This window comes from Pedobacter sp. GW456-11-11-14-TSB4 (assembly GCF_059424425.1).
This window is the reverse complement of the sequence record NZ_JBWKZK010000004.1, coordinates 105,306-127,798: the sequence shown is the minus strand read 5'-3', so window position 1 is coordinate 127,798 and position 22,493 is coordinate 105,306. Positions and strand designations below refer to the sequence as shown.

22 protein-coding genes are annotated in these 22,493 nt (G+C 34.9%); 11 read left to right on the top strand and 11 right to left on the bottom strand.

What is annotated here, in order from left to right; all coding sequences use genetic code 11:
* Positions 1-54: 54 nt before the first annotated feature.
* From AC07XU_RS14425 to AC07XU_RS14400, 6 genes are all read right to left on the bottom strand, one after another.
* Positions 55-756, bottom strand: coding sequence for an SDR family NAD(P)-dependent oxidoreductase (locus tag AC07XU_RS14425; RefSeq protein ID WP_494944340.1), 702 nt, complete (start codon positions 754-756; stop codon positions 55-57).
* A 94-nt stretch (positions 757-850) separates the two neighbouring features.
* Entirely contained in the window at positions 851-2,635 is a 1,785-nt protein-coding gene (locus AC07XU_RS14420) for an aromatic amino acid hydroxylase (protein ID WP_494944339.1), read from the bottom strand.
* 308 nt (positions 2,636-2,943) lie between these two features.
* Complete coding sequence (locus AC07XU_RS14415; RefSeq protein ID WP_494944338.1) at positions 2,944-3,405, bottom strand: SRPBCC domain-containing protein; 462 nt, start codon at positions 3,403-3,405, stop codon at positions 2,944-2,946.
* Between the two features lie 28 nt (positions 3,406-3,433).
* A complete protein-coding gene (locus AC07XU_RS14410; RefSeq protein WP_494944337.1) occupies positions 3,434-3,763 on the bottom strand; it encodes a DMT family transporter in 330 nt (109 codons plus the stop codon).
* A gap of 475 nt (positions 3,764-4,238) precedes the next feature.
* On the bottom strand, positions 4,239-4,727 hold the full coding sequence (locus AC07XU_RS14405; RefSeq protein ID WP_494944336.1) for a GtrA family protein: 489 nt from the start codon (positions 4,725-4,727) through the stop codon (positions 4,239-4,241).
* Positions 4,728-4,871: 144 nt separating this feature from the next.
* Positions 4,872-5,954 (bottom strand): calcium:cation antiporter, encoded by a 1,083-nt coding sequence (locus AC07XU_RS14400; protein WP_494944335.1) that lies wholly within the window; start codon positions 5,952-5,954, stop codon positions 4,872-4,874.
* Positions 5,955-6,114: 160 nt separating this feature from the next.
* On the opposite strand from AC07XU_RS14400, the gene AC07XU_RS14395 reads away from it, so the two are divergent.
* On the top strand, positions 6,115-7,320 hold the full coding sequence (locus tag AC07XU_RS14395; RefSeq protein ID WP_494944334.1) for a C40 family peptidase: 1,206 nt from the start codon (positions 6,115-6,117) through the stop codon (positions 7,318-7,320).
* Positions 7,307-7,663, top strand: coding sequence for an arsenate reductase family protein (locus AC07XU_RS14390; protein ID WP_494944333.1), 357 nt, complete (start codon positions 7,307-7,309; stop codon positions 7,661-7,663). Before AC07XU_RS14395 ends, AC07XU_RS14390 begins: the two co-directional genes overlap by 14 nt.
* A gap of 77 nt (positions 7,664-7,740) precedes the next feature.
* Here AC07XU_RS14390 and AC07XU_RS14385 read toward each other — a convergent pair whose 3' ends face one another.
* Positions 7,741-8,649 (bottom strand): DUF6252 domain-containing protein, encoded by a 909-nt coding sequence (locus AC07XU_RS14385; RefSeq protein WP_494944332.1) that lies wholly within the window; start codon positions 8,647-8,649, stop codon positions 7,741-7,743.
* Between the two features lie 45 nt (positions 8,650-8,694).
* Positions 8,695-10,173 (bottom strand): glycine--tRNA ligase, encoded by a 1,479-nt coding sequence (locus AC07XU_RS14380; RefSeq protein ID WP_494944331.1) that lies wholly within the window; start codon positions 10,171-10,173, stop codon positions 8,695-8,697.
* A gap of 573 nt (positions 10,174-10,746) precedes the next feature.
* On the opposite strand from AC07XU_RS14380, the gene AC07XU_RS14375 reads away from it, so the two are divergent.
* The 9 genes from AC07XU_RS14375 to AC07XU_RS14335 all read left to right on the top strand — a co-directional run bounded on the left by AC07XU_RS14375 (position 10,747) and on the right by AC07XU_RS14335 (position 19,441).
* Positions 10,747-11,796 (top strand): patatin-like phospholipase family protein, encoded by a 1,050-nt coding sequence (locus AC07XU_RS14375; protein WP_494944330.1) that lies wholly within the window; start codon positions 10,747-10,749, stop codon positions 11,794-11,796.
* Between the two features lie 63 nt (positions 11,797-11,859).
* Positions 11,860-12,780 carry a glycerophosphodiester phosphodiesterase family protein gene (locus AC07XU_RS14370; RefSeq protein WP_494944329.1) on the top strand — a complete coding sequence of 307 codons (921 nt, stop codon included), beginning with the start codon at positions 11,860-11,862 and terminating at the stop codon, positions 12,778-12,780.
* Between the two features lies 1 nt (position 12,781).
* Positions 12,782-13,492: an ATP-binding cassette domain-containing protein gene (locus AC07XU_RS14365; protein ID WP_494944328.1), complete on the top strand. Its 711-nt coding sequence runs from the start codon at positions 12,782-12,784 to the stop codon at positions 13,490-13,492.
* A complete protein-coding gene (locus tag AC07XU_RS14360; RefSeq protein ID WP_494944327.1) occupies positions 13,493-14,038 on the top strand; it encodes a hypothetical protein in 546 nt (181 codons plus the stop codon). It abuts the gene before it with no gap.
* 197 nt (positions 14,039-14,235) lie between these two features.
* A complete protein-coding gene (locus AC07XU_RS14355; protein WP_494944326.1) occupies positions 14,236-14,769 on the top strand; it encodes a hypothetical protein in 534 nt (177 codons plus the stop codon).
* Between the two features lie 98 nt (positions 14,770-14,867).
* A complete protein-coding gene (gene gldF, locus AC07XU_RS14350) occupies positions 14,868-15,596 on the top strand; it encodes a gliding motility-associated ABC transporter permease subunit GldF (protein WP_494944325.1) in 729 nt (242 codons plus the stop codon).
* A 41-nt stretch (positions 15,597-15,637) separates the two neighbouring features.
* On the top strand, positions 15,638-17,299 hold the full coding sequence (gene gldG / locus AC07XU_RS14345) for a gliding motility-associated ABC transporter substrate-binding protein GldG (RefSeq protein ID WP_494944324.1): 1,662 nt from the start codon (positions 15,638-15,640) through the stop codon (positions 17,297-17,299).
* A 33-nt stretch (positions 17,300-17,332) separates the two neighbouring features.
* On the top strand, positions 17,333-18,457 hold the full coding sequence (dnaN, locus tag AC07XU_RS14340; protein ID WP_494944323.1) for a DNA polymerase III subunit beta: 1,125 nt from the start codon (positions 17,333-17,335) through the stop codon (positions 18,455-18,457).
* Between the two features lie 300 nt (positions 18,458-18,757).
* A complete protein-coding gene (locus tag AC07XU_RS14335; RefSeq protein WP_494944322.1) occupies positions 18,758-19,441 on the top strand; it encodes a VTT domain-containing protein in 684 nt (227 codons plus the stop codon).
* Positions 19,442-19,818: 377 nt separating this feature from the next.
* On the opposite strand, the gene AC07XU_RS14330 is transcribed toward AC07XU_RS14335, so the two are convergent.
* The 3 genes from AC07XU_RS14330 to AC07XU_RS14320 all read right to left on the bottom strand — a co-directional run bounded on the left by AC07XU_RS14330 (position 19,819) and on the right by AC07XU_RS14320 (position 22,397).
* Complete coding sequence (locus AC07XU_RS14330) at positions 19,819-20,775, bottom strand: zinc dependent phospholipase C family protein (RefSeq protein ID WP_494944321.1); 957 nt, start codon at positions 20,773-20,775, stop codon at positions 19,819-19,821.
* Positions 20,776-20,860: 85 nt separating this feature from the next.
* A complete protein-coding gene (locus AC07XU_RS14325) occupies positions 20,861-21,484 on the bottom strand; it encodes a carbonic anhydrase family protein (protein WP_494944320.1) in 624 nt (207 codons plus the stop codon).
* A 19-nt stretch (positions 21,485-21,503) separates the two neighbouring features.
* Positions 21,504-22,397: a bestrophin family protein gene (locus tag AC07XU_RS14320; protein WP_494944319.1), complete on the bottom strand. Its 894-nt coding sequence runs from the start codon at positions 22,395-22,397 to the stop codon at positions 21,504-21,506.
* Positions 22,398-22,493: the final 96 nt, after the last annotated feature.

The following is a 22,493-nucleotide window of genomic DNA, read 5'->3' as shown; positions in this document are numbered from 1 at the left end:
AATTATCTTTGAGATAAGATGTTGATAACTTGTGTGTTGTAGATAAAATCAAAACTATGGTGTTGTAACTGCTACTGGCAAAATCTTTCCATTAAAAAATTTATGTCCCGTTTTAGCAAAATCTGCTACATATTTTCCCATTTCAAAGGCCATTACTGGGCTTTCATATCCTGGAAAGGCTGCCTCTAACATTTCTGTTTGTGCCGATCCTAAAGCCAAGCAGTTCACTTTAATGCCTTTATCTGCTAACTCAAACGCTAAACATTCGCTTAAAGTATGCAATGCTGCTTTACTTGCCGAATATGCTGCCAAACCTGGAAACTTTACACTCCCTTGAAAACCGCCCATACTGCCCACATTTACAATATGGCTACCACTCTGCATTAAAGGCACACATGCTTTAATCATTTTAAAGTGGCTCAATACATTAGTTTCTAGCATATTGGCTAAATCAGCTTCATTAGTTTCTAAAAAAGGTTTGTTGATTAAGCTCCCAGCGTTATTAATTAAAATATCAATTGTGCCTAAACGTTCTTGTAAAAAAGTAATAAGTACCTCATAATCATCGTTTACCAAATCAAAAGCTACTGGTAAAACGGTACAATCTGGATTAATTTGCTTAGCAATATCAAACAGCTTTTTCAGTTTGTCGGCCGACCTAGCAATACATAAAACTTTGTTTTTACTATCTAAAGAAAATTCTAAAGCAGTTTCAAATCCAATTCCGCTACTAGCGCCAGTAATTATTATATTCATTTCACAATCCGCAGCCGCGGAATTTTAAATTAATTATCAAATATTAATTTTCAGTAGTTGCTAATATTAGCTAACTCACCAAATAAATCAACCCTTAATCCTCTTCAGTAATTAACTGCGTAACCGGATTTGCAATTACATGTAAACCATCGTTTATTAACTTGGTATGATCTTGCTCTGTAGCTGCTTTCATTTCTAAATAAATACGCAATTCTTTCTCAAAAGCGGCATCAATGTTTCTATGATAAACAATCTCTAAAATTTCTAAAGTACAAAGCCAATCTGTACGATGTTTTGTTTTAAGCTCGTTAAAAATAGCTGGTAATTCTTCATATCCAGTTTCGTTTTCTCTGGCAGCTCTTACTTTTTGATATAAATTATGCAGACTTTTTGTCAACTCATCATAAATCACTTTGTGCGTAAGTTCGTGACTAATTAATGGAATTTCCTCATATGCATCTTTATCAGCTGCACCATTAAAAACCGAAACTATTTTTTCGCCAACTGCCATGTCGTAAATGCCCCAATCTGGCATAAATAACACATTGCCATTTTCCTCTTGCACAGTGCAATCTTCAAAAGCAATTAAAATCACTTTTTCATCGGCCATTAAAATATCCTTAACAATGCCTTTAACATTAATTCCACTTTCAAAAGTTAAATCAGCTTTACTAGCTTTTGCAACACCTAATAATTCAAGCTCTGCTAAAGTATGTAACTCTAAAGGCTTATCAATTCCCTTTAGTTTGCCAACTGGCGATGAAAATCCATCCTTATGGTAATCCTTTCCATGGCCACTTATTTGTTTTCCATTAAAAGCTAAGGCAGATTGTCCCGTAGTTTTTATAAAAGTTAATTCATCATTTTTAGCGATACCAACATCAGTAAAAACACCCGTAACCTGCAAGCCAGAGGTGTAAACTGCAGTACTTGGGTTTTTACATTCAATTGCTTTTAAAATACTTTCGGCACCACCACGTCTAAATGCCATGGTATCTGCAAAAGCTTCCAAAACATCAATTAAATTCTGAAAAGTTTCGGTAACAAATAGCTGCGGTTGCTGTTGCGTAATATCGTAAGCATAATTAATCGTATTTAAATCGTACCAAATCTTTTTTACATCTGGGTTCATACAGGTTGCACTTTCGCCAATAGACGAGAGCAAAGCTGCACCATAAATTTTTGGGTTTTCTAAAGTTCCAATCAAACCATATTCAACCGTCCACCAGTGTAAACGACCTAGCAAAGCCATTTCACTAGGCTCACCCATATTTTCTGCAATATATTTTAAATGCTTTTCGGCTGCGGCAATTTCTGCTTCATCAACACCATGTGCCTCTTTTAAAATTGATAATTTTCTAATGGCTTCGTATAACTCAAAATCTTTGCTGCTAAACATCGCCTTTGCGCCAATAGAACCAAAATAGCTTAAGTAATTATTGTAATCTGTATCAGCGATAATTGGCGCATGACCAGCACTTTCGTGTATAATATCTGGTGCAGGAGTATATTCAATGTGGTTTATTTGCCTAATATCTGCAGCAATTACCAAAACCCGATGAGCTTGGTATTCCATAAAGGCAGCAGGCGGAATAAAGCCATCAACCGTAACAGCACCCCAACCAATTTTGCCCAAACTGTCATTCATCGATTGCAAATCTGGAATATATTCTATACTCAAACCCGCTCTTTGCAAACCTTTGATGTAAGGATAAAATGCCACATGCTTTAAATAGCTATAGTTTTGGCGCATTACATAACGCCAAACCGCTTGGTCTACCGGCGTATATTTTTCGTAATGTTGCTCTACTATAAACTGCCTCAAGTGTTTAGGCAACTTGGCTACTTGTTGATTATTAAAATCATTAAAATCACTCATGATGCATGTGGATTGATTATGGCTAAAATAGCTTCTTAGAACTAGTATTCCAAAAAAACAGTTCCCTTTTACGCTAATATGATGAGTATCATTTTTATTTGAAAAGCAATTACAGCAGCTTTTAGGGCAAAGCAGTCCCGCCAACGCTTCAATCTTTTAACCCCTAAATCCCCTAAAGCGGACTTGGTTAAAAGGATTTTCCGCTATGTAGGGTTTAGATCACAAAATGTAGTGCCTTTAGGCTGGGTTGCTGGGTGTAAATGCCTAAGCACCAATATTGTAATTTGAGCTGGTAATAATGAATACTTTTACCCAATCATATTTTCGAGTTCAAGCTCCAACTTATCAAAGTTTTCCTCGTTTTTGTCAACTACATAAGGTTTAAGTTTGCTGCACTCTTTAGCTGTTTCAAAAAGCATTTTAAAAACAATTTTTGTTTTGTTTTCGGCTAAGCTTTCAAACGTAAAAAGGACTTGAAATAAGGGTTGAGAATGTCTTTTCCAAGCAATTAATGTAGGTTTTTCTATTTTGATAAATTCGCATTCGTTTGCATAATTTCCAACTTCTGGGCCATGCATTATAAAACTCCATTTGCCGCCAACCCTAAAATCAAATTCATTAAAAGTGTTGCTAAAACCCGCCGGCCCCCACCAGCTTTTTAAATGAGCCGGATTTGCGAACGCTTCAAAAACACTATCAATGTTAAAATTCACAGTCCTTGTGCTTACAATTTCACTTTCGGGTGTGGTTTGGGTTATTTCGGTTGCCATTATTATTGGTGGAATTATCAGGTAAATTTTAATGAGCAGAAACGGCCTTTAAACCAACAATGCTGCCTATTAAAGTAAAAATAAAAAATATCCTCCAAAAATTTGCTGGATCTTTAAAAACAAAAATACCCATTAAAACGGTGCCGACAGCTCCAATCCCGGTCCAAACGGCATAAGCGGTGCCAATTGGTAAAGTTTGGGTAGCTTTTACCAAAAGTAACATACTTATGGTAAGTGATACAAAAAAGCCGAGGTACCAATAATAAACGTCGTTGCCTGTTGCCTCTTTGGCCTTACCCAAGCAAGAGGCGAAAGCTACTTCAAATAGACCTGCAATAATTAAGATGATCCAATTCATGGTGTTGTATTTTAGGCAAAGATGGAAAATGTAAGGGGGATTTGGTAATTAATTTGAATTGTATGGATTCCGTTGAAGTCCGAAGAGGCTACAAAAAAGTCATACACGATATTTTAAATTCTCTCTTTCATCGCTGCGTTGTCTGTTTAAGCTTGCCTATAATTTCTTGCTTTGCGCAACTCATCTGATTTTACACGTTTGTAAACTAATATAACCCTTTATTTTCCCAATAATAAATTTATTTTGCAGGTATTGATTTATATCTATTTACCAGCATGCAACCTTAAATAGGAGCACTATTTTGGCATTTTAAACCTGATTGCAGCGATATACTTTTTGGTTGAATGGGTAAAACTTACGAAGTCTCCTAACAAATTAGAAAATAGAATTCGTAAGTTTTGTGGGGGCCAAAAAGATGTAGTGGAAAGCAGGAGCAAACCTTCATAGTTAGCAAGCGATTGCTTTGCAAAAAAAATTAAATCTTCGGCAGATCCTTTTTAACGCGAAACGTAAAATATTTTTGAGAGAAATAGCTAAATACTGCTAATAGTATTGTAATGAGTGCTTTAGCAATGGTTGGGTAGAATAAAAATCCTTCGACAAGAATTTTCATTAAGGCATAATTTAGCAAAATGTTAGTTCCATAAACGGTAGCGTATCTAAACAACTGTACGCGGCCTTTTAAATTTGATTGTGTAAAAACTAGGTATTTATTGAGCACAAAACCCACACAAAAAGTAACAGCAGATTCTAAAATTAGGGCGGCAATTGGAGCCGTTACTAAAAACCTATTTATGTGTACATCTTGCTGATTTAAAATGTAATTGTAAATGATATAATAACCAACTATACCTGTGGTAACGGTAATGCCGCCACTGGCCATGTACCTAAATGTATTTAACGAAAACCATTTTTTAAAGGGTGGATGAAAAAGATCTATAAAAGCTAAAATTGCTTTACGCATAAGGTTTAAAAAGAGGGGTGTTAACGATTGTTTTTTAACGTAAATGCTTAGCTAAAAATTGTGCTTATAAAACAATTGCGTGCTTTGTTCATTAAAAGCACGCAATTTAGGTATTGCCAATGGTATTTTAAAATCTGCTTAGCTTTATGGAGCAATAATGGTAAATAGGTAGGTGGCAAAAATTACCAAAAGAACTACACCTTGTAGCATATTGGTTTTGCCTGTTGCTAATGAGAGCATAATGGTAAAAAGAGATAATAAAAGTAAAACGGTTGCCTTCATGTCTATACCTAAAGTAATAGTCATGCCGGTTACCAATGCAACAATTGCAACTGCAGGAATGGTTAAACCTATACATGCCAGTGCCGAACCTAAGGCCAAATTTAAGCTGGTTTGTAAGCGGTTTTTACTAGCTGCATTGTAAGCGGCTAAGCCTTCGGGCAATAAAACTACCCCTGCAATAATTACACCTACTAATGATTTTGGCGCACCAGCTGTTACAATAGCAACTTCTATTTCGGGAGCTAATGCTTTAGCCAATAATACAACAATGCCTAAACAGGTACATAATAAAATGCTACTCGCTATGGTGGTGTATTTTGTTGGCGGTGCGGCATGCACTTCTTCATTACCAGCTTCTACTGGTGGTAAAAAGAAATCTCGGTGCCTAATGGTTTGGGTTAAAATATAAGCGCCGTAAATAATTAACGAAATTACTGCTACAAAACCCAATTGCACCGGACTATAAAATGGACCAGGAGTTGTTGTTGTGTAATTTGGTAAAATTAAGGTAAGAATGATAATAGCAGTTAATGCTACCAAAGAAACGCTAACTCCACTTAAACTGAAGCTTTGTTCGCGGTGTTTTAAGCCACCTACCAATAAACAAATGCCAATAATACCTGTAAATATGATCATTACAGCTGCTAAAACGGTATCTCTGGCAAGGGCAGTAGTTTCTGGTCCGCCGGTTAACATAAGTGAAACAATAAGCGCAACTTCAATTGCAGTAATAGCCAATGCTAAAATTAAGGTTCCGTATGGCTCCCCAACTTTGTGTGCTACTACTTCGGCGTGGTGTACAGCCGCCAAAACGCTGGCAATTAATAAAACCGTAAGTATAATTGTTGATGTGATTCCTAAATCACTAATTGGAGTTAAATAAGCGAGCCAAGCAAGAATGGGAGCGCCTATTGTCCATAATGGTAATTGTAGTTTTTTGAGCATAGTATAAATCTTTAATATTACAACGTTTTTAGAGCTGTAGTGTTTGCCGATTTCTTAAAATTCAAATTTTTAGAAGGATATTTTTGAATGTAAATGGATATTTACTTAGCAAATGTTGAGATGTATTGTGTTTTTGTAACTTAGTGTTTTATTAGCTATGATGAGGAAAAATCTAATTTTTACATTGGTTTTAAGTATTACTGGATTGATTGTTTTTGCACAATCAGATACATCAGCTTATAGCTTGCTGGCTAAAGAGATACAGAAAAAATATGCTCCAGATAAGCGAGCGATTTATGTTAACCTGCAAATTAAAGGGGATTCGGTTTGGTTAGAAAGTTCTTCCGAATTGGTTTTGCAAGAATTTGAAAAATTAAAACCAAGTACTAGTTTGATTAAATATACTTCAGTTTTACTGCCTAGCAAAGCATTAAATGGATTGGAATACGGAGTTTCTAACTTATCGGTAAGTAACAATAGGGCAAATCCGCAAAATGCAGCAGAGCTGATGACACAAATGATTTTGGGAACGCCGGTTAAAATTTTAAAAAAGCAAGGCGGATTCTATTTGGTGCAAACACCCGATTTATATTTGAGCTGGACTGATGGAAGTGCCATAAAACCTATGACCAAAACTGAGTTTGAAACCTGGCAATCTTCAGAAAAAGTAGTTTTTACTGCAGATTACGGCCATGCATATGCTTCTCCAAATTTTAATGGTATGAGGGTTTCTGACTTGGTGAGTGGAAATATTTTGAAGTTGATAGGAGCTAAGGGAAAAGTTTTTAGTAAAGTGGCTTTTCCTGATGGGAGATTAGGTTATATAGAAACTGCAAAAATAAAACCTTATCAGGATTGGGTTAAAAAGGAAAATCCATCGGCAAAAGATATTTTGGCAACAGCAAAAACCCTAATTGGTGTACCTTATTTATGGGGCGGAACATCTGTTAAAGGAGTAGATTGTAGTGGCTTTACCAAAACTGCCTATTTTTTAAATGGAGTTATTATTCCGCGGGATGCATCACAACAAGCTTTGGTTGGGCAAGCGATTGATGTTTTAGAAAATGATAGCATTAGCGTAGCCAAATGCCTTAAAAATTTAAAAGCTGGAGATTTATTGTTTTTTTCTGCCGCAAAGCGGAAAGGTTTAAATAGTGGTAGGGTAACGCATACCGCAATTTATATGGGTGAGGGAGAATTTATTCAAAGTGCTGGAATGGTTAAAATTAGCAGTTTAATACCAGCAGCTACAAATTATGATGCCGGACAAAGCACAACTTTGGTTGGCGCCAGAAGAATTTTAACGGAAATTGGCAAACCTGAAATTACTAGGGTTGAGGAACATGATTGGTATGGGAGAAAATAGAATGATTACCATTTATCATAACAATAGCTGCAGTAAAAGCAGAATTGCTTTAGCAGAATTAACAAAAAGCGGAGAAGATTTTGAGGTGGTAAATTACTTAGAACAGGTGCCAAGTATTGAACTTTTAAAAGAAATTATTTCAAAATTGGGTATCAAACCTTTTGAGCTGATTAGAACCACAGAAAATGTTTATAAAGATAAATTTAAAGACAAAACTTTGTCTGATGAAGAATGGATAGTAGCCATGCATGAAAACCCCATCTTGATGCAAAGACCAATTCTGGTTAAGGGAGATTTAGCGGTTATTGGTAGGAGTGAAGATGCTTTGGATGAGGTGATCTAAAGTGATAAATAATTGTTTTTACGAGTCTGAGCCTATTCGAAAACCAATAGGGCTACACAACCGATATCAAAATCATATTAAATTGTGGTAGTAGTGTAGGAGATATCAAACTTGCCTTCAGTAATAACTTTATTATTGGTCAAAGTACTATTGCTGTTTGGTGCAATAAAGTCAAAAATACCTTTTAATGTGGTTGCAGTAGAACTGGTAATTATTATTTTACCGCTTTTTACACCACTAGACGTAGCAAAAGAGCCGTTCTGAGATTGGTCTTCATTGTAGGCACCTTGCGCATCAATGTCAATTTCATAAGTTCCGCTGCCTTTAAAATCACGAATGACTAAACTAATTGCCTTATTGCCATTCGTTCCAGTTATTGTTAAAATATTGCCAACTGCAGCGCTTTTAATGTATGCACCTTGTCCGGTAAACAAGGTTACTGCACCATCAACCTTGGCAGATACATTTGCGTTTGTTATTCCTGTATTATTGGTTAAACTGATTACAAAGGTGCCTTCGGTAATGTTTTTTACTATTCCATTAGCATTTACACCGTTAAATTCAAAAGTACCTATTATTGCTTTGCTGCTGTAGGTCGTAATTTTTATGGTTCCAGTTTTAGCGATGTAATTGTTGTTTGTAGCATCGCCACTGGCTGCAAAATAAGTAGCTTCAGAAAGTAGATCGGCAGCATTATAAGTACCAAAGCCCTTAAAATTTTGAAAGTTAAAAACAAAAGCTTGTGGATTTTTTATGCCATTAATTTCCAAATCCATTTGGCCATCACTGTTTTTGTAAGTCTGACTGGATGCAAATTCGCATTCTACCAAAACCCCATCTACTTTTGCGCTCATTTTGGTAGTGTAATTTGGGGGTACTGTTCCACCTGGGCCAGAGCCTTCAACAAATACAATATCTTTTTGGCAAGAAGAAAAGCCAATGGAGCTTAATATTAAAAGCAGCAAAAGTGATTTTATGTTTTTCATTTCTTTAAAATAAAAAAACTGCTGATCTCTCAGCAGTTCATGTTACTAAGCCAATAAATTTCTCCAGCTAACTTTGCCTTCAATAATTGTGTGTAATTCTTTAATCTCAATACGTTGTTGTTCCATTGTATCTCTATGTCTAATGGTAACAGTATCGTCTTCTAAAGTTTGGTGATCAACCGTTACGCAGAAAGGAGTACCAATGGCATCCATACGGCGGTAACGTTTACCAATTGCATCTTTTTCTTCGTAAACACAGTTAAAGTCGAACTTCAGCTGATCCATAATTTCACGAGCTTTTTCTGGTAAACCGTCTTTTTTGGTCAAAGGGAAAATGGCTACTTTAATTGGCGCCAAGGCAGGGTGTAAACGCAATAACGTTCTGCTGTCTTGTTTGTCAGCTGTGCTTAAATCTTGCTCTTCAAAAGCATTAATCATGGTTAGCAAAAACATGCGGTCTAAACCAATTGATGTTTCGATAACATAAGGAACGTAATTACCATAAGGCTTACCTTCTTCATTCAAATCGTTATCAAAATACTGCATTTTTTTACCAGAATATTCTTGGTGTTGTGTTAAATCGAAATCAGTTCTACTGTGTATACCTTCTACTTCTTTAAAACCAAAAGGGAATTCAAATTCGATATCTGTAGCTGCATTTGCATAATGTGCCAACTTCACGTGATCGTGGAAACGGTATTTATCAGGCGATGTACCCAATGCTTGGTGCCATTTTAAACGAGCTTCTTTCCAGTAAGCAAACCACTTTTTATCTTCACCTGGGCGAACAAAAAATTGCATTTCCATTTGCTCAAACTCACGCATACGCATAATAAACTGGCGAGCAATTACTTCATTTCTAAAAGCTTTACCAATTTGTGCAATCCCGAATGGAATTTTCATTCTACCAGATTTTTGCACATTTAAAAAGTTTACAAAAATACCTTGAGCAGTTTCCGGACGAAGGTAAACTTCGTCACTTCCTTCTGCCATTGCGCCAAACTGGGTGCTAAACATCAAGTTAAACTGGCGAACATCTGTCCAATTTTTTGTACCACTCACCGGACAAGCAATTTCATGCTCTTCAATTAAAACTTTTAATTGAGGTAAATCTTCAGCTGTTAAAGCGGCATCCATATCAGCTTGCAATTTTGCAGCTTTTTCTGTTTTGCCATCTTTTTCATAACGAGCAATTTTATCTTCCAATAACTGATCAGCACGGTAGCGTTTTTTACTATCCTTATTGTCAATCATCGGGTCGTTAAAACCATCAACGTGGCCACTTGCTTTCCAAACTTTAGGATGCATAAAAATTGCAGAATCAATTCCTACAATGTTTTCGTGCATCTGCACCATTGCTTTCCACCAGTAAGTTTTAATGTTGTTTTTTAATTCGGCACCTAATTGTCCGTAGTCGTAAACGGCACTTAAACCGTCATATATTTCGCTGCTCTGAAACACAAAACCGTATTCCTTAGCGTGTGATATTACATTTTTAAATTGTTCGTCGTTTGTTTTAGCCATAGTAACGCAAAGATAATAAAAATGTAAGATGTTAAGGGTAAGATGTAAAATGTATTGCGGAGTGTGTAAAAGCGCTTATCTCAGTAACAAATACTTTTTTAGAAACGCAATTTTAGTACAAAAAAAACTTTCTTCAGTCCCGCCCTCGCTACAATCTTTTTTGTGAATCATACAAAAGTCATCCGATAAATATTGACTATGTGCTCATATTCATCGGATGACTATTTTGGCAAAACAAAAAAGTATTTCCGCTAAGTCGGGTTTAAGTTACTCAGGCTTTTGCTACTATGTAGTTCTAGGCGTACAGCAACCCGTAATAGAATTACCGGCCTAAGTTAAATAAACGGGATAGTAGCGGAAATCCTTTTTGTGTTACGCTGAGCGTATGCCGATTTTATATCGGCAGCGTAGTTAAAGCGCACAAAAAGATTGAAGTGCATAGCCCGACTTACCTTAATAGAGTTCTGTTTTTGCTTTTTTAGAAAAAAAATAAGCATTTTAACCTAATCCCTTAACCAACTAACCAACTCAATATTTTTTATTACATTCGGTAATTTACTAAGCGTATACAAAATGAAGAGAATTCTTTCTATAGACGGCGGCGGCATTCGGGGTATTATACCAGGAATGATTTTGGTGGCATTAGAAGAAAAGATCCAAAAAGCAACTAAAAATCAGAATGCACATTTAATAGATTATTTTGACTTTTTTGCAGGTACAAGTACCGGCGGTATATTACTCTCTATTTTGCTTTGCCCTGATGATGAAAACCCACAAAAACCTAGGTACACTGCGAAACAAGCTTTAGATATTTACCTAGAGCACGGCGTTCAAATTTTTTCGGCTAACCGCTGGCGACGGTTTTTAGGCAAATTTGGGTTAGTGAGCGAACTCTATGATGCCACCATTTTGGAACGGATTTTAGATGGTTATTTCGGGAACAAAAAGTTAAGTGAGTTATTACGGCCTTGTATTATTACAGCTTATGATATCGAGTTGCGTAAAAATCATTTATTCAGACAACAGAAAGCCATTTCTCATGGCGCATCTCGAGATTTTTACATCAAAGATGTTTGCAGAGCTACCTCTGCGGCCCCAACATATTTTTCGGTTGCAGAAATTTTCTCATTAGCAAAAACACGATACCCTTTAGTTGATGGTGGCGTTTTTGCTCATAATCCATCCTTATCCGCATTGCTCGAAGTAATGAAAACTTACAAAACCTACCGAATTGATGATATTTGGATTTTATCATTAGGTACAGGTTTATCAAAAATATCTTATCAGTACGAAGATTTTAAAAAGAAAAAAGCAATCTCAATTGGCCCGGCCTTGGTAGATATAATGAGTAGCAGCTCTGCAGAAAGCAGCAATTATTTTCTAAAGCAATTATTTCGTTCGGTAAACGAGGTTAATAATTATATCCGAATTGATCCAAACAACCTTTCTTCTATCAACTCCTCAATGGATGCGGCAACGCCATCAAATATTCAAAAAATTGTATCATTAGGTGACAAATTAGTGAGCGAAAATGAGGAATTATTAGATCGAATTGTGAAAAATCTGATTGAAGATAAAAAAGCAAAAGAGGAAGTATCGGTGTGGAGCTTTTTAAAACGATAGCATCACATTAATTACAATTTAATTTAATACAAAGGATTAACTTTGCGGTTCAAAACAGATCACGTGAAGCATATTAAGTTTTTATTGTTATTTCTTGCCATTGCAGGCATTTCATTTATCGGGCCAACAAAACATCATTACATTAGTTTTAAAACGGCTAAAGAATTTCGTTTATTTTTAAATCGAGAAACAGCTAATTTTCCATTAATTAGTGCGCACCGCGGTGGCCCAATGCCGGGCTTTCCTGAAAATGCAATTGAAACTTTTGAAAATGCAACAACTTATCAGCCAGTAATTATTGAGTTTGATGTGGCTTTAAGCAAGGACTCTGTTTTAGTTGTAATGCATGATGATAAATTAGACAGAACAAGTACTGGTACCGGGCCAATTGGCGATTATACCTATGCAGAGTTGCAAAAGTTTACTTTAAAAGATAAAGCTGGTAAGGTAACTTCATTTAAAATACCAACTATTGAACAAGTTTTAAATTGGGGCAAAAATAAGGTGATTTTTACTATCGATATTAAGAGAGGTGTTCCGTATGCTAAAATTATCGAAGCTGTGCGCAAAACCAAATCTGAAACAAACGCTATCATTATCACTTATAATGCAAACCAAGCAGCCGAGGTACACAAGTTAGCGCCAGATTTAATGATATCGGCCTCTGCCAGAAAACAAGAAGATATTGAGCGTTTAAATCAAATGGGTGTTCCGAATAACAGAATTGTGGCTTTTGTGGGTACAGCAGCACCAGATCAAACCGTTTATGAATATTTGCATAGCAAAGGTATTAGTTGCATTTTAGGTTCAATGGGCAACTTGGATCGCAGTGCGATAGCTAATCCAAGCCAAAAAGTTTATGAAAAATTATTAGCCAATGGGGCAGATATGATTTCTACGGATGAATTGGTATTGGCCGGTAAAGAATTTGATAGCTATAGAAATGAGAAAAAGCTTAAATTTGCTAACCTAAGCATAAAGTAAATTGAGCATCGTTGTAAAAAAATTAGTTAAAAAATTCGAAAGCCAAATCGCAGTAAATGAGATTAGTTTTGAGGCTAAACCAGGAAAAATTTTAGGGTTTTTGGGGCCAAATGGTGCAGGTAAATCTACCACCATGAAAATGCTAACTTGTTATATGAGACCAACTTCCGGCGATGCTGAAATTTGTGGCAAAAGTATTTTAACTGATGAATTAGCGGTAAAAAAGTTAATCGGATATTTGCCAGAAAATACACCTTTGTATAACGAGATGTACATCCGCGAATTTTTAATTTTTGTTGGCGAGACTTACCAAATTTCTAATCTTAAACATAGGGTAGAAGAAGTTATAAAACAAGTAGGTTTAACACCAGAACAGCATAAAAAAATTGGCACCTTGTCTAAAGGTTACAAACAACGTGTAGGTTTGGCTCAGGCAATCATCCATAATCCCGAAGTGCTAATTTTAGACGAACCTACATCTGGCTTAGACCCTAATCAATTGGCAGATATTAGAACTTTGATTAAAAACCTTGGTAAAGAAAAAACCGTAATTATTTCTACACACATTATGCAAGAAGTTGAAGCGTTGTGCGACGAAGTAATCATCATTAGCAAAGGTAATATTGTCGCAAATGATACGCTACAGGGGTTGAAAGAAAAAAATAAGACGGCAACATTAGAAGATATTTTTAGAAATTTAACTGCAAATTAGATGAAAATTAGAACGATACTTACCTTTCTTTGCTGTGTTTTTATCTTCACGAAAAATAATGCTCAAATTAGCACTATTGGCATTGGTCCAGAATTAAATGTACCTACAGGTAATTCATCAAATATCAGCTCGATTGGGGCTAGCGCAGCATTAAAAGCAGAATTTAGTCTTTCACCAAACACCGGGTTAACTTTAAATGGTGGCATCACGAGTTTTTTGGGTCGTAATTATTTTGGCATCCGCACACCAACAGAAACTGCTGCTCCGCTAAAGGCAGGTTTTAAATATTACACTTCGCCTAATTTTTATGTTGAGGGACAAGTTGGAACAAATATCCCCATTTCGGGTCATGGTAAGGCAGGTTTCGTGTGGTCGCCTGGAATTGGCACCTATTTAAAATTGCGAAACTCTGATAACCTATTAGATGTGGGTTTACGTTACGAAGGCTGGTCTAGTAGAAGAACAATATCGGCTACAAATACCACTTTTAGTACTTTTAGCTTTATTGGTTTAAGATTTGCATATGCGTTCAATCTAAAAAAATAACCTGTCAATACTACCATTTCTCATTTGTCAAGCCAATGTAGCAATTAAAAACAGGTTTTAATTTAATCAATTGATAACCATTTTGTTAGTTTTTAAGCTCTTGCAGCTATCCAAATAATTCCTCCTAGTTGTAACGATTGGCAAACTTGTTGTGTCTAAAGATTTAATTAATTTAAATTTAATTTAACAAAAACACAATGAAAAAATTATTATTATCATTAGTATTAGTTGCAGGTTTAGGTTTTGCAGCAAGCGCACAAACAGAAGGTGCAGTTAGAAAATTAAGTGTAGGAGCTGAATTTGGTTTTCCTACTGAAAGCGGGTCACAAGATCAATTATTTGCAGGTGGTTCATTACAATTTGAACAACCAATTGCAAAAGCATTAAATTTAACTTTATCTGCAGGTTATTTGGCTAATATGATAACTGGGGATACAAAAGATGCATTTGAGGTATTAGGTTTACCAACAAGTATTGGTTATATTCCATTAAAAGCTGGTGCTAAATATTATTTCGGTGGTAACTTTTATGGTGCTGGTGAAATTGGGGCAGCTGTTAGTACAGAAGACGGAATTGGATCTTATTTCGTTGTTGCACCAACATTGGGAGCATCTTTCTCAGTATCAGATAAATCTAGCTTAGATTTTGGTGTTCGCTACGAAAACTGGTCGAGAGATAATGGCTCTAGAGGTTTTATCGGTTTACGTGCAGCTTTTGCTTTCGGTTTATAAGCGTTAGAGAAATAGATGAAATAAAAGTCTCGGCAATATTGTCGAGACTTTTTAGTTTTATAGATATTGCATAACTTCGGCATCATTAATCGCATTGCATGTACGCAGTTTTTAAACGAGAGTTATTTAGTTTTTTAAATTCATCAGTGGCCTACATCACCATTGGTATATTTTTATTGGCTTGCGCCATGTTGCTCTGGTTTTTTCCAGAAACTTCTATTTTAGATTATGGTTATGCAGAGCTGAATGGCTTTTTTAGTCTTGCACCATTTTTATTCATGTTTTTGATACCTGCCATTACCATGCGTTCTTTTGCAGAAGAACGTAGAGAAGGAACCTACGTTATTTTGGCAACCAAACCTTTAACTGCGTCTCAAATTATATTAGCAAAATATCTTGCTTGTGTAGTTTTATTGTTGTTTGCGTTATTGCCAACACTTATTTATTACTACAGCATTTACCACTTAGGTTTACCCAAAGGTAATATAGATAGTGGAGCAGTAATAGGTTCATATCTAGGCCTGTTTTTATTAGGAAATGCATTTACTGCCATCGGTATTTTTGCTTCTTCAATAACAAAAAATCAAGTCATCGCATTTGCGGTAGCTGTATTTTTATGTTTTTTCACTTTCAGTGGATTTGAATCCCTCGGACAGCTTTTCGAAATGCAAACCTTAGGTGTTATTCTAATTAATTTAGGCATCACTGAACATTATCAATCGATAAGTAGAGGAGTTTTAGACACTAGAGATTTAGTTTATTTTATCAGCTTTGCGTTGGTGTTTTTAGGTTTAAGTAGGTTAGTAATAGGAGGTAGGAAGTGGTAGATTTTAAAACTCAAGAGCGAAAGTTAAATGCTTATCTAAAAATGTTTGGGTTAGTAATCATTTTGGTATTATTCAACCTAGCCTCAACTTATTTTTACACCCGCATCGATTTTACTAAAGAAAAGCGATACACCTTAAATAGTAAAACAAAAGATATTTTAGCCAAAACAGATCAAGATATTACCATCACGGTTTTTTTAGATGGAGAAATACCGAGTGCTTTTAAAAGGTTGCGCAATGCCACAAAGGATTTGTTAAATGATTATAAAGCCTACTCAAATGCCAATGTAAAAATCATTTTTCAAGATCCCTTGGATGGGGTGCCAGCCAATGAGCAACACACATTGATTAAAAGCTTACACGAGATTGGTATCAATCCGATTGCAGTTAACATTAAAAGTGATGCTGGTTTAACACAAAAAATTATCTTCCCGATGGCATTAATTGATATTAATGGCAAGCCGATGGCGGTAAATTTATTGCAAAAAGCTGGCGGGCCAGCAACTGATTATGAAACTAATATCAATAGTTCTATACAAAATTTAGAATACTCATTTACATCAGCTATTAAAAGGTTGCAGAAAGGCTATAACGCTAAAATTGCATTTACCGAAGGGCATGGTGAATCATCAAATCCTCAGTTTTACGATGCAGTTAATAATACCCTTGCACAAAATTTTTATGCAGGTTGGGTAGATTTAAAAGTGATAAAAAAACAAGGTTTAGATGATTTGGATGTGCTTTTTATTGCCAAACCACAAACTGCTTTTAGCGAATTAGAAAAGTATAAAATTAATTATTTTGTAATGAAAGGTGGCAAATTGGTTTGGTCTATAGATCAAGTAAATGCCAATTTAGATAGTTTGCAAAAGCGGCCACAAATTATGGCAACGAATAATCAATTAAATATTGATGATATGTTGTTCGAATACGGCGCTAGAATAAATTATAATTTAATTACTGATGTAAACTGTGCAGCTATTCCGGTGGCTACCAATAATCCAGGTGAGCAAGCCCAAATTGATTTGGCACCATGGATTTATTATCCAATTTTTTTACCTGATACGGCTAGTGCAATTGTTAAAAATATTGATGGTATCAAGTCGCAATTTGCAAGTACAGTTGATATTATTGATGTACCGAATGTTAAAAAGACCGTAATTCTTCAAACCTCGGCTTACAACAAAGTTTTTGATACACCAAAAATGCTGTCGCTACAAATGCTGGCGCAAGAACCAAAACAAGAAGAATATACCAGCACGCCAAAAACTGCTGGAGTTTTATTAGAAGGAAGCTTTAAATCGGTATTTTTAAATAGACCAGTACCTGCTGGTATTGATGAAGAGTATAATTTGCCCGCAAGCAGTAAGCCTACTAAAATGATTGTAATTGGCGATGGAGATATTTTTACTAATCAATTCAGTCAAACTGAAAATTCAATTTTCCCTTTGGGTTTAGATAGATATGCCCAGCAAAATTATGGCAATAAGGCATTGCTTTTAAACATTGCCGATTATTTTACAGATGACGATAACCTCATCGCCCTGCGCAACAAAGAATTAAAAGTTAGGCTTTTGGATAAAACATTGGTACGTGCCGAAAAATTAAAATGGCAATTAATAAATACACTTTTACCTTTGGCATTGTTAATATGTTTCGCAATTTTTCAACATTATTACCGCAAGCATAAGTATGCAAAGTAATTTTTATATTTTTGATGATATACAAAACCAACTATGAGATTTATAGTATCAACTTCCACGTTATTAAAACATTTACAAACGGTTAACGGTGCATCTAGCAGCAGTACAGTTTTGCCAATATTAGAAAATTTCTTATTCGAAATTAAGGATGGAAATTTGACCATCTCTGCTACCGATTTACAAACCAGCATGACAACCTCATTGCCAGTTGAATCTAAAGAAGAAGGAAAAGTTGCTGTTCCATCTAGAATATTATTAGATACCTTAAAAACACTACCAGATCAGCCAATTTCTTTCAATATTGATGATAGTACATTTTCTATTGAGATTAGTGCTGGTGATGGTAAATATAAATTAAGTGGCGAAAACGGCGATGATTTTCCTAAAATCCCGGTTGTAGAAAATGCATCTTCTGTTAATTTGCCAGCTTCGGTTTTAACTGAAGCTATTGCCAAAACCATTTTTGCAGTTAGTAATGATGAGTTAAGACCAGCGATGACAGGTGTTTATTGTCAGCTATCTCCTCAGCATATTACTTTTGTAGCTACAGATGCTCATAAGTTGGTTCGTTACCGTCGTATGGATGGCAAGGCTGATAAAGCATCATCATTTATTTTGCCTAAAAAAGCTTTAACACTTTTAAAAGCTGCTTTGCCAAATTCTGATGTAAATGTTTCTGTTGATTATAACGCAACTAGTGCATTTTTTAAATTCGAAAATATCAATTTGGTTTGTCGCTTAATTGATGAGCGTTACCCAGATTATGAAGCGGTAATACCTGCAAATAACCCTAATAAATTGGTTATTGATAGAGCTTTGTTTTTAAATACTTTACGCAGGGTGGTAATTTTTGCAAATAAAACTACACATCAAGTGCGATTGAAAATTAGCGGAAGTGAATTAAATATTTCATCAGAAGATTTAGATTTTGCAAACGAAGCGCATGAGCGTTTAAGCTGTCAATACGAAGGTGAAGATTTGGAAATCGGCTTTAACGCCCGTTTTTTAATTGAGATGTTAGGTAATTTAAGTGGTGAGGAAGTTACTTTAGAATTATCAACCCCTAACAGAGCTGGTTTATTAATACCTCAAACTAATGATGAAAACGAAGATGTTTTGATGTTAGTGATGCCTGTTATGCTTAACAATAGCTACTAATCAGTTAACAGTTTTCTGTCAACGGTTTTTAATTTAATATAATTTAAAGTGGCTTGGTTTTTCCAAGTCACTTTTTTTTTAAGTTCTCGTCACCCTGAATTTTTCAGTAGCCCATATTGATTTTAGCCTTCAAGAGAGCTTCGCTGTTTATTTCAGGGTCTGTAATGCTAACAGATGCTGGAATAAATTCAGCATGACGACTGAAGACCTAGCAAAAATTATCTAATTACAATCATATTTTAAAAATTGCTCCGTTATCAAAACGATATCCTTACTTTTGTAAAAAAAAATATAAACACATTGGAATTTTTCGATCTATTATTACAACTACTTACAAATACAAAAGATACCTTAGAGCAGATTATGCAGGAGTACAGAACCTGGACTTATCTGATTTTATTCATCATCATTTTTGCAGAAACTGGCTTTGTGGTTACTCCATTTTTACCGGGTGATTCGATGCTTTTTGCAGTTGGTGCACTAGTTGCGGGCAATGGAACTGGTTTAAATATCTGGTTCATGTTAATCATTTTAATCATTGCAGCAATAACTGGTAATACCTTAAATTATCAATTGGGTAAATACTTCGGTATTAAAGTATTTAAAGAGAATAACAAAATTTTGAAGTTGAAATACTATCATCAATCACACGAGTATTTCGAAAAGCATGGTGCCAAAGCGATCGTATTTAGTCGCTTTTTACCAATTATTAGAACAATAGCTCCATTTGTAGCCGGTGCAGCAAGAATGTCATTCGGTAAGTTTAGCTTTTACAACGTTGTAGGTGGTGTGGTATGGATTGCAAGTTTACTGTTTGCAGGATATCTTTTAGGTAAAATCCCATTTGTAGAAAAGAATTTTGAGATTTTAGTATTAATTATTGCTGTAGGAACATTTTTGCCAGTAATCTACGGTGCATTAAAATCTTTATTCTCAAAAAAACCAATAGAAAAACAAATAGAAGAAGAGATTAAGGAAGATTAGTACTGCACACGTCATATCGAACGCAGCGCAGCGAGGAGATATCTTAAAGCATGTGTTAATCGCATTATGATGACGCTCTATTAGAACTGATTTTAAAGATTGGAAGGCTGAGTGATATTTTGTGCGGTCATCATTCCCGTGAAAACGGGAATCGTAATGCTATAGTAGGTTAATTATCGTCCCCATTAAACGCATTACGATGCTCAGTCACTTGTCCCGAGTTTATCTCGGGAAGCTGAGCATGACGAAACTACCAAATTTAATTCTCCTTATGCTTTTGAATTTTTAATTCTGATACAGCCTCATGACGATTTTTTTATTAATTAGTATTTATCTACTAACCGAAATAGGTAAATGGTTATTTGTAAAAATGTTCTCTAATTCTCTCTACCAATAATATTACCTTCTTTATATTTTTTTTCGGTTTGTTCTGCCCATTTTTTCTCTTCAGTATCAATTTCTGTTTTAATTAAATTTTTTAAAGTTGGCTGACCAGCATCTACCCAAGCAGAAAACCAATACGAGCCAATTGATAAGATAGCAGCACGCATTTGCTTCTCAACCATGCCATTCATTTTATCTTGATAAACTTTTGAGTAAGCCTCTGAATACTGCTTAAGGACAACATTGTTTCGCTCAGAAAAACTAAATTTTTGATCAGATGGAAAAGTTTTATTCAGCTCTGCTTCAAATAATAAAACACTATCTAACAAGCTATGAGAATGTTTAACAACTTTCCATGCAGCTTTTAATGGATCATCAATGTATGCAGCTTTACCGACTACAAAGTTATATTTTCCGGCAAAAAGTTCTGGTATTCTACTTTCCCAAAAGGCATGTATGCCATGTTGATTGGTGAGTTGACCATTATGGTTATGTGTGGTATGCAATGGTACATGTGCATCACCAATATAATGACCTAAATCAGCAGAGTATTTTAAAATCTTTAAGGAATCGTGCGTTTTAAAAGCTTTAACTAAACTGTAATAAGTTCGCTGAATTTGCCAAGGAACAATTCCACTTTCATTTAATTTCTTTTGTCCATATTTTAGTAGAGCATCATTAAACTTTTCTGGAATACTATCAATATTTTCTTCATAATTTTCCACATCTAGGTAATGTCGCGGTGCCTCTAAAGTATCGATATATCTTCTCTTATCAGGATCTACTGCATGCTCTATAATATATTTGTTAGCATTTTTATAGAAATTAGCCATATCACTTGGCAGGGTAAAAATGGCCAATTGATTAATTCGCCGATGCGCAAAAAAGCCCCAAGAAGTACAGAAAATAAGAGGGATGATTAACAAACTTAACTTTGCTAATCTTTTCATAATTTGAATATAAAGAAAAAGGCTTTTGATACAAAATATCAAAAGCCTTTCATCACCAAATTTATTTTTGGGTTATGCTAGTTTATTAATCGTAAAAATTTACATGTCCAGTTTCTACATCGTATAGGCCGCCTACAATTATCAAAGCGCCTTGGTCTTCTAATTCTTTAATTACAGGACTTTCTTTTCTAATTCTTTCAATAGTTAAATGAACATTGTTTTCTGTTACATTTTTAACAAATGTTACATTAGAACCGTCTCTTTGTTCAGCAGTAGTTTTTTCTTGATCAATTGCAGGTTTTATTTTATGGAGCAATGTAGTTAGGTGGCCTAATTCTACATGGTTACAAGCTCCAACTATAGCTCCGCATTTGGTGTGGCCTAAAACAACAATAACTTTCGTTCCAACTACTTTGGTGGCAAACTCCATACTACCTAAAATATCTTCGTTTAAAATATTACCAGCTATACGGATACTAAAAATATCTCCTAAACCTTGATCGAAAACTAACTCTGCAGAAACACGGCTATCAATACAGCTCAAAATGGTTGCAAAAGGAAATTGGCCAGCAGCAGTTTCATTTACTTGTTGCAATAAATTTCTATTTGCCTTAAGATTATTTACAAATCTGTGGTTACCTTCTTTTAATATTTCTAGGGCAGTTTGCGGTGTTAAACTGTTTTGGGTTTCTTTTGAATGTGTATACATAAAAATTTATTTTTATAGTTTATAAAATATAATAAGTTTCTGGTTGTGAAGTAGTTATTTCTTCTTTGTCACCAATAAGTTGTTTAATATTTATTTCTATGGTTTGTGCAATAGCGGTCATTGCTGTATCAGTTGGCCTATTGATAAAAGGATCTTGCAAGTGTGTTGAAGATTTTTCTAAAAGGAAAAAAACACTCGAAATAGTAACCAAAAGTGGGATTTCAAAATAACTTTCAATACCTTGAAGAGCGATAGAAAAAGTGATCACAAATAAATAGATGAAAAGATGCAAAAATAATCTATATGTAATTGGAAAAATAGTATTCTTGATGCTTTCTGCCATACCCATTGCATTAGATAGGTTTACAATTGTATTATCAAGTTGAATTTGGCCAGTTAGCGGTATTGCATTTTCTTGTCTTAATTGCGTTATTTTTAAAGTGTTTAACTGCATTAAAGCTAAAGGCTTATGTATCTGATTTTCAATGTGAGTTAAATCTTCGTAACTAATTAAGTCTTTTATGTTTTCTGTGGGATTGAGCTCTCGTAAATTTTGTCCGAGTGCGTAACACCAAGCAATGTGTCTGTAAGCGATTTCCTTAATTTCTAAATATTTCTCTTTAACCACATAAGCTTGTAGCTGTAGTACAAAGTTTCTACTCTCATTTACAATAGTTCCCCAAATTTTTCTGGCCTCCCACCATCTATCGTAAGATTGATTTAGCTTAAAAGAAAGTACAACAGATATGGCAACGCCAATAAACGAAGGTATTACCACTGGTAAAACAGGGATTACTTTTGGAAATGTTGCAGTTAAATAATTTACCAATAAGCCAATTCCAAGCACATAAGCTACATCAAATTTTATTTTGTTAAAAATATATGGAATTGGAATTTTTTTACTGATGAGCATGCTTTCACTTTTGTACTATAAAGATATAAAATCCAACAATCATTAATAGTGTTACTATTACATATAATTGTAAAATTGTTTTATTAATTGTTCTGC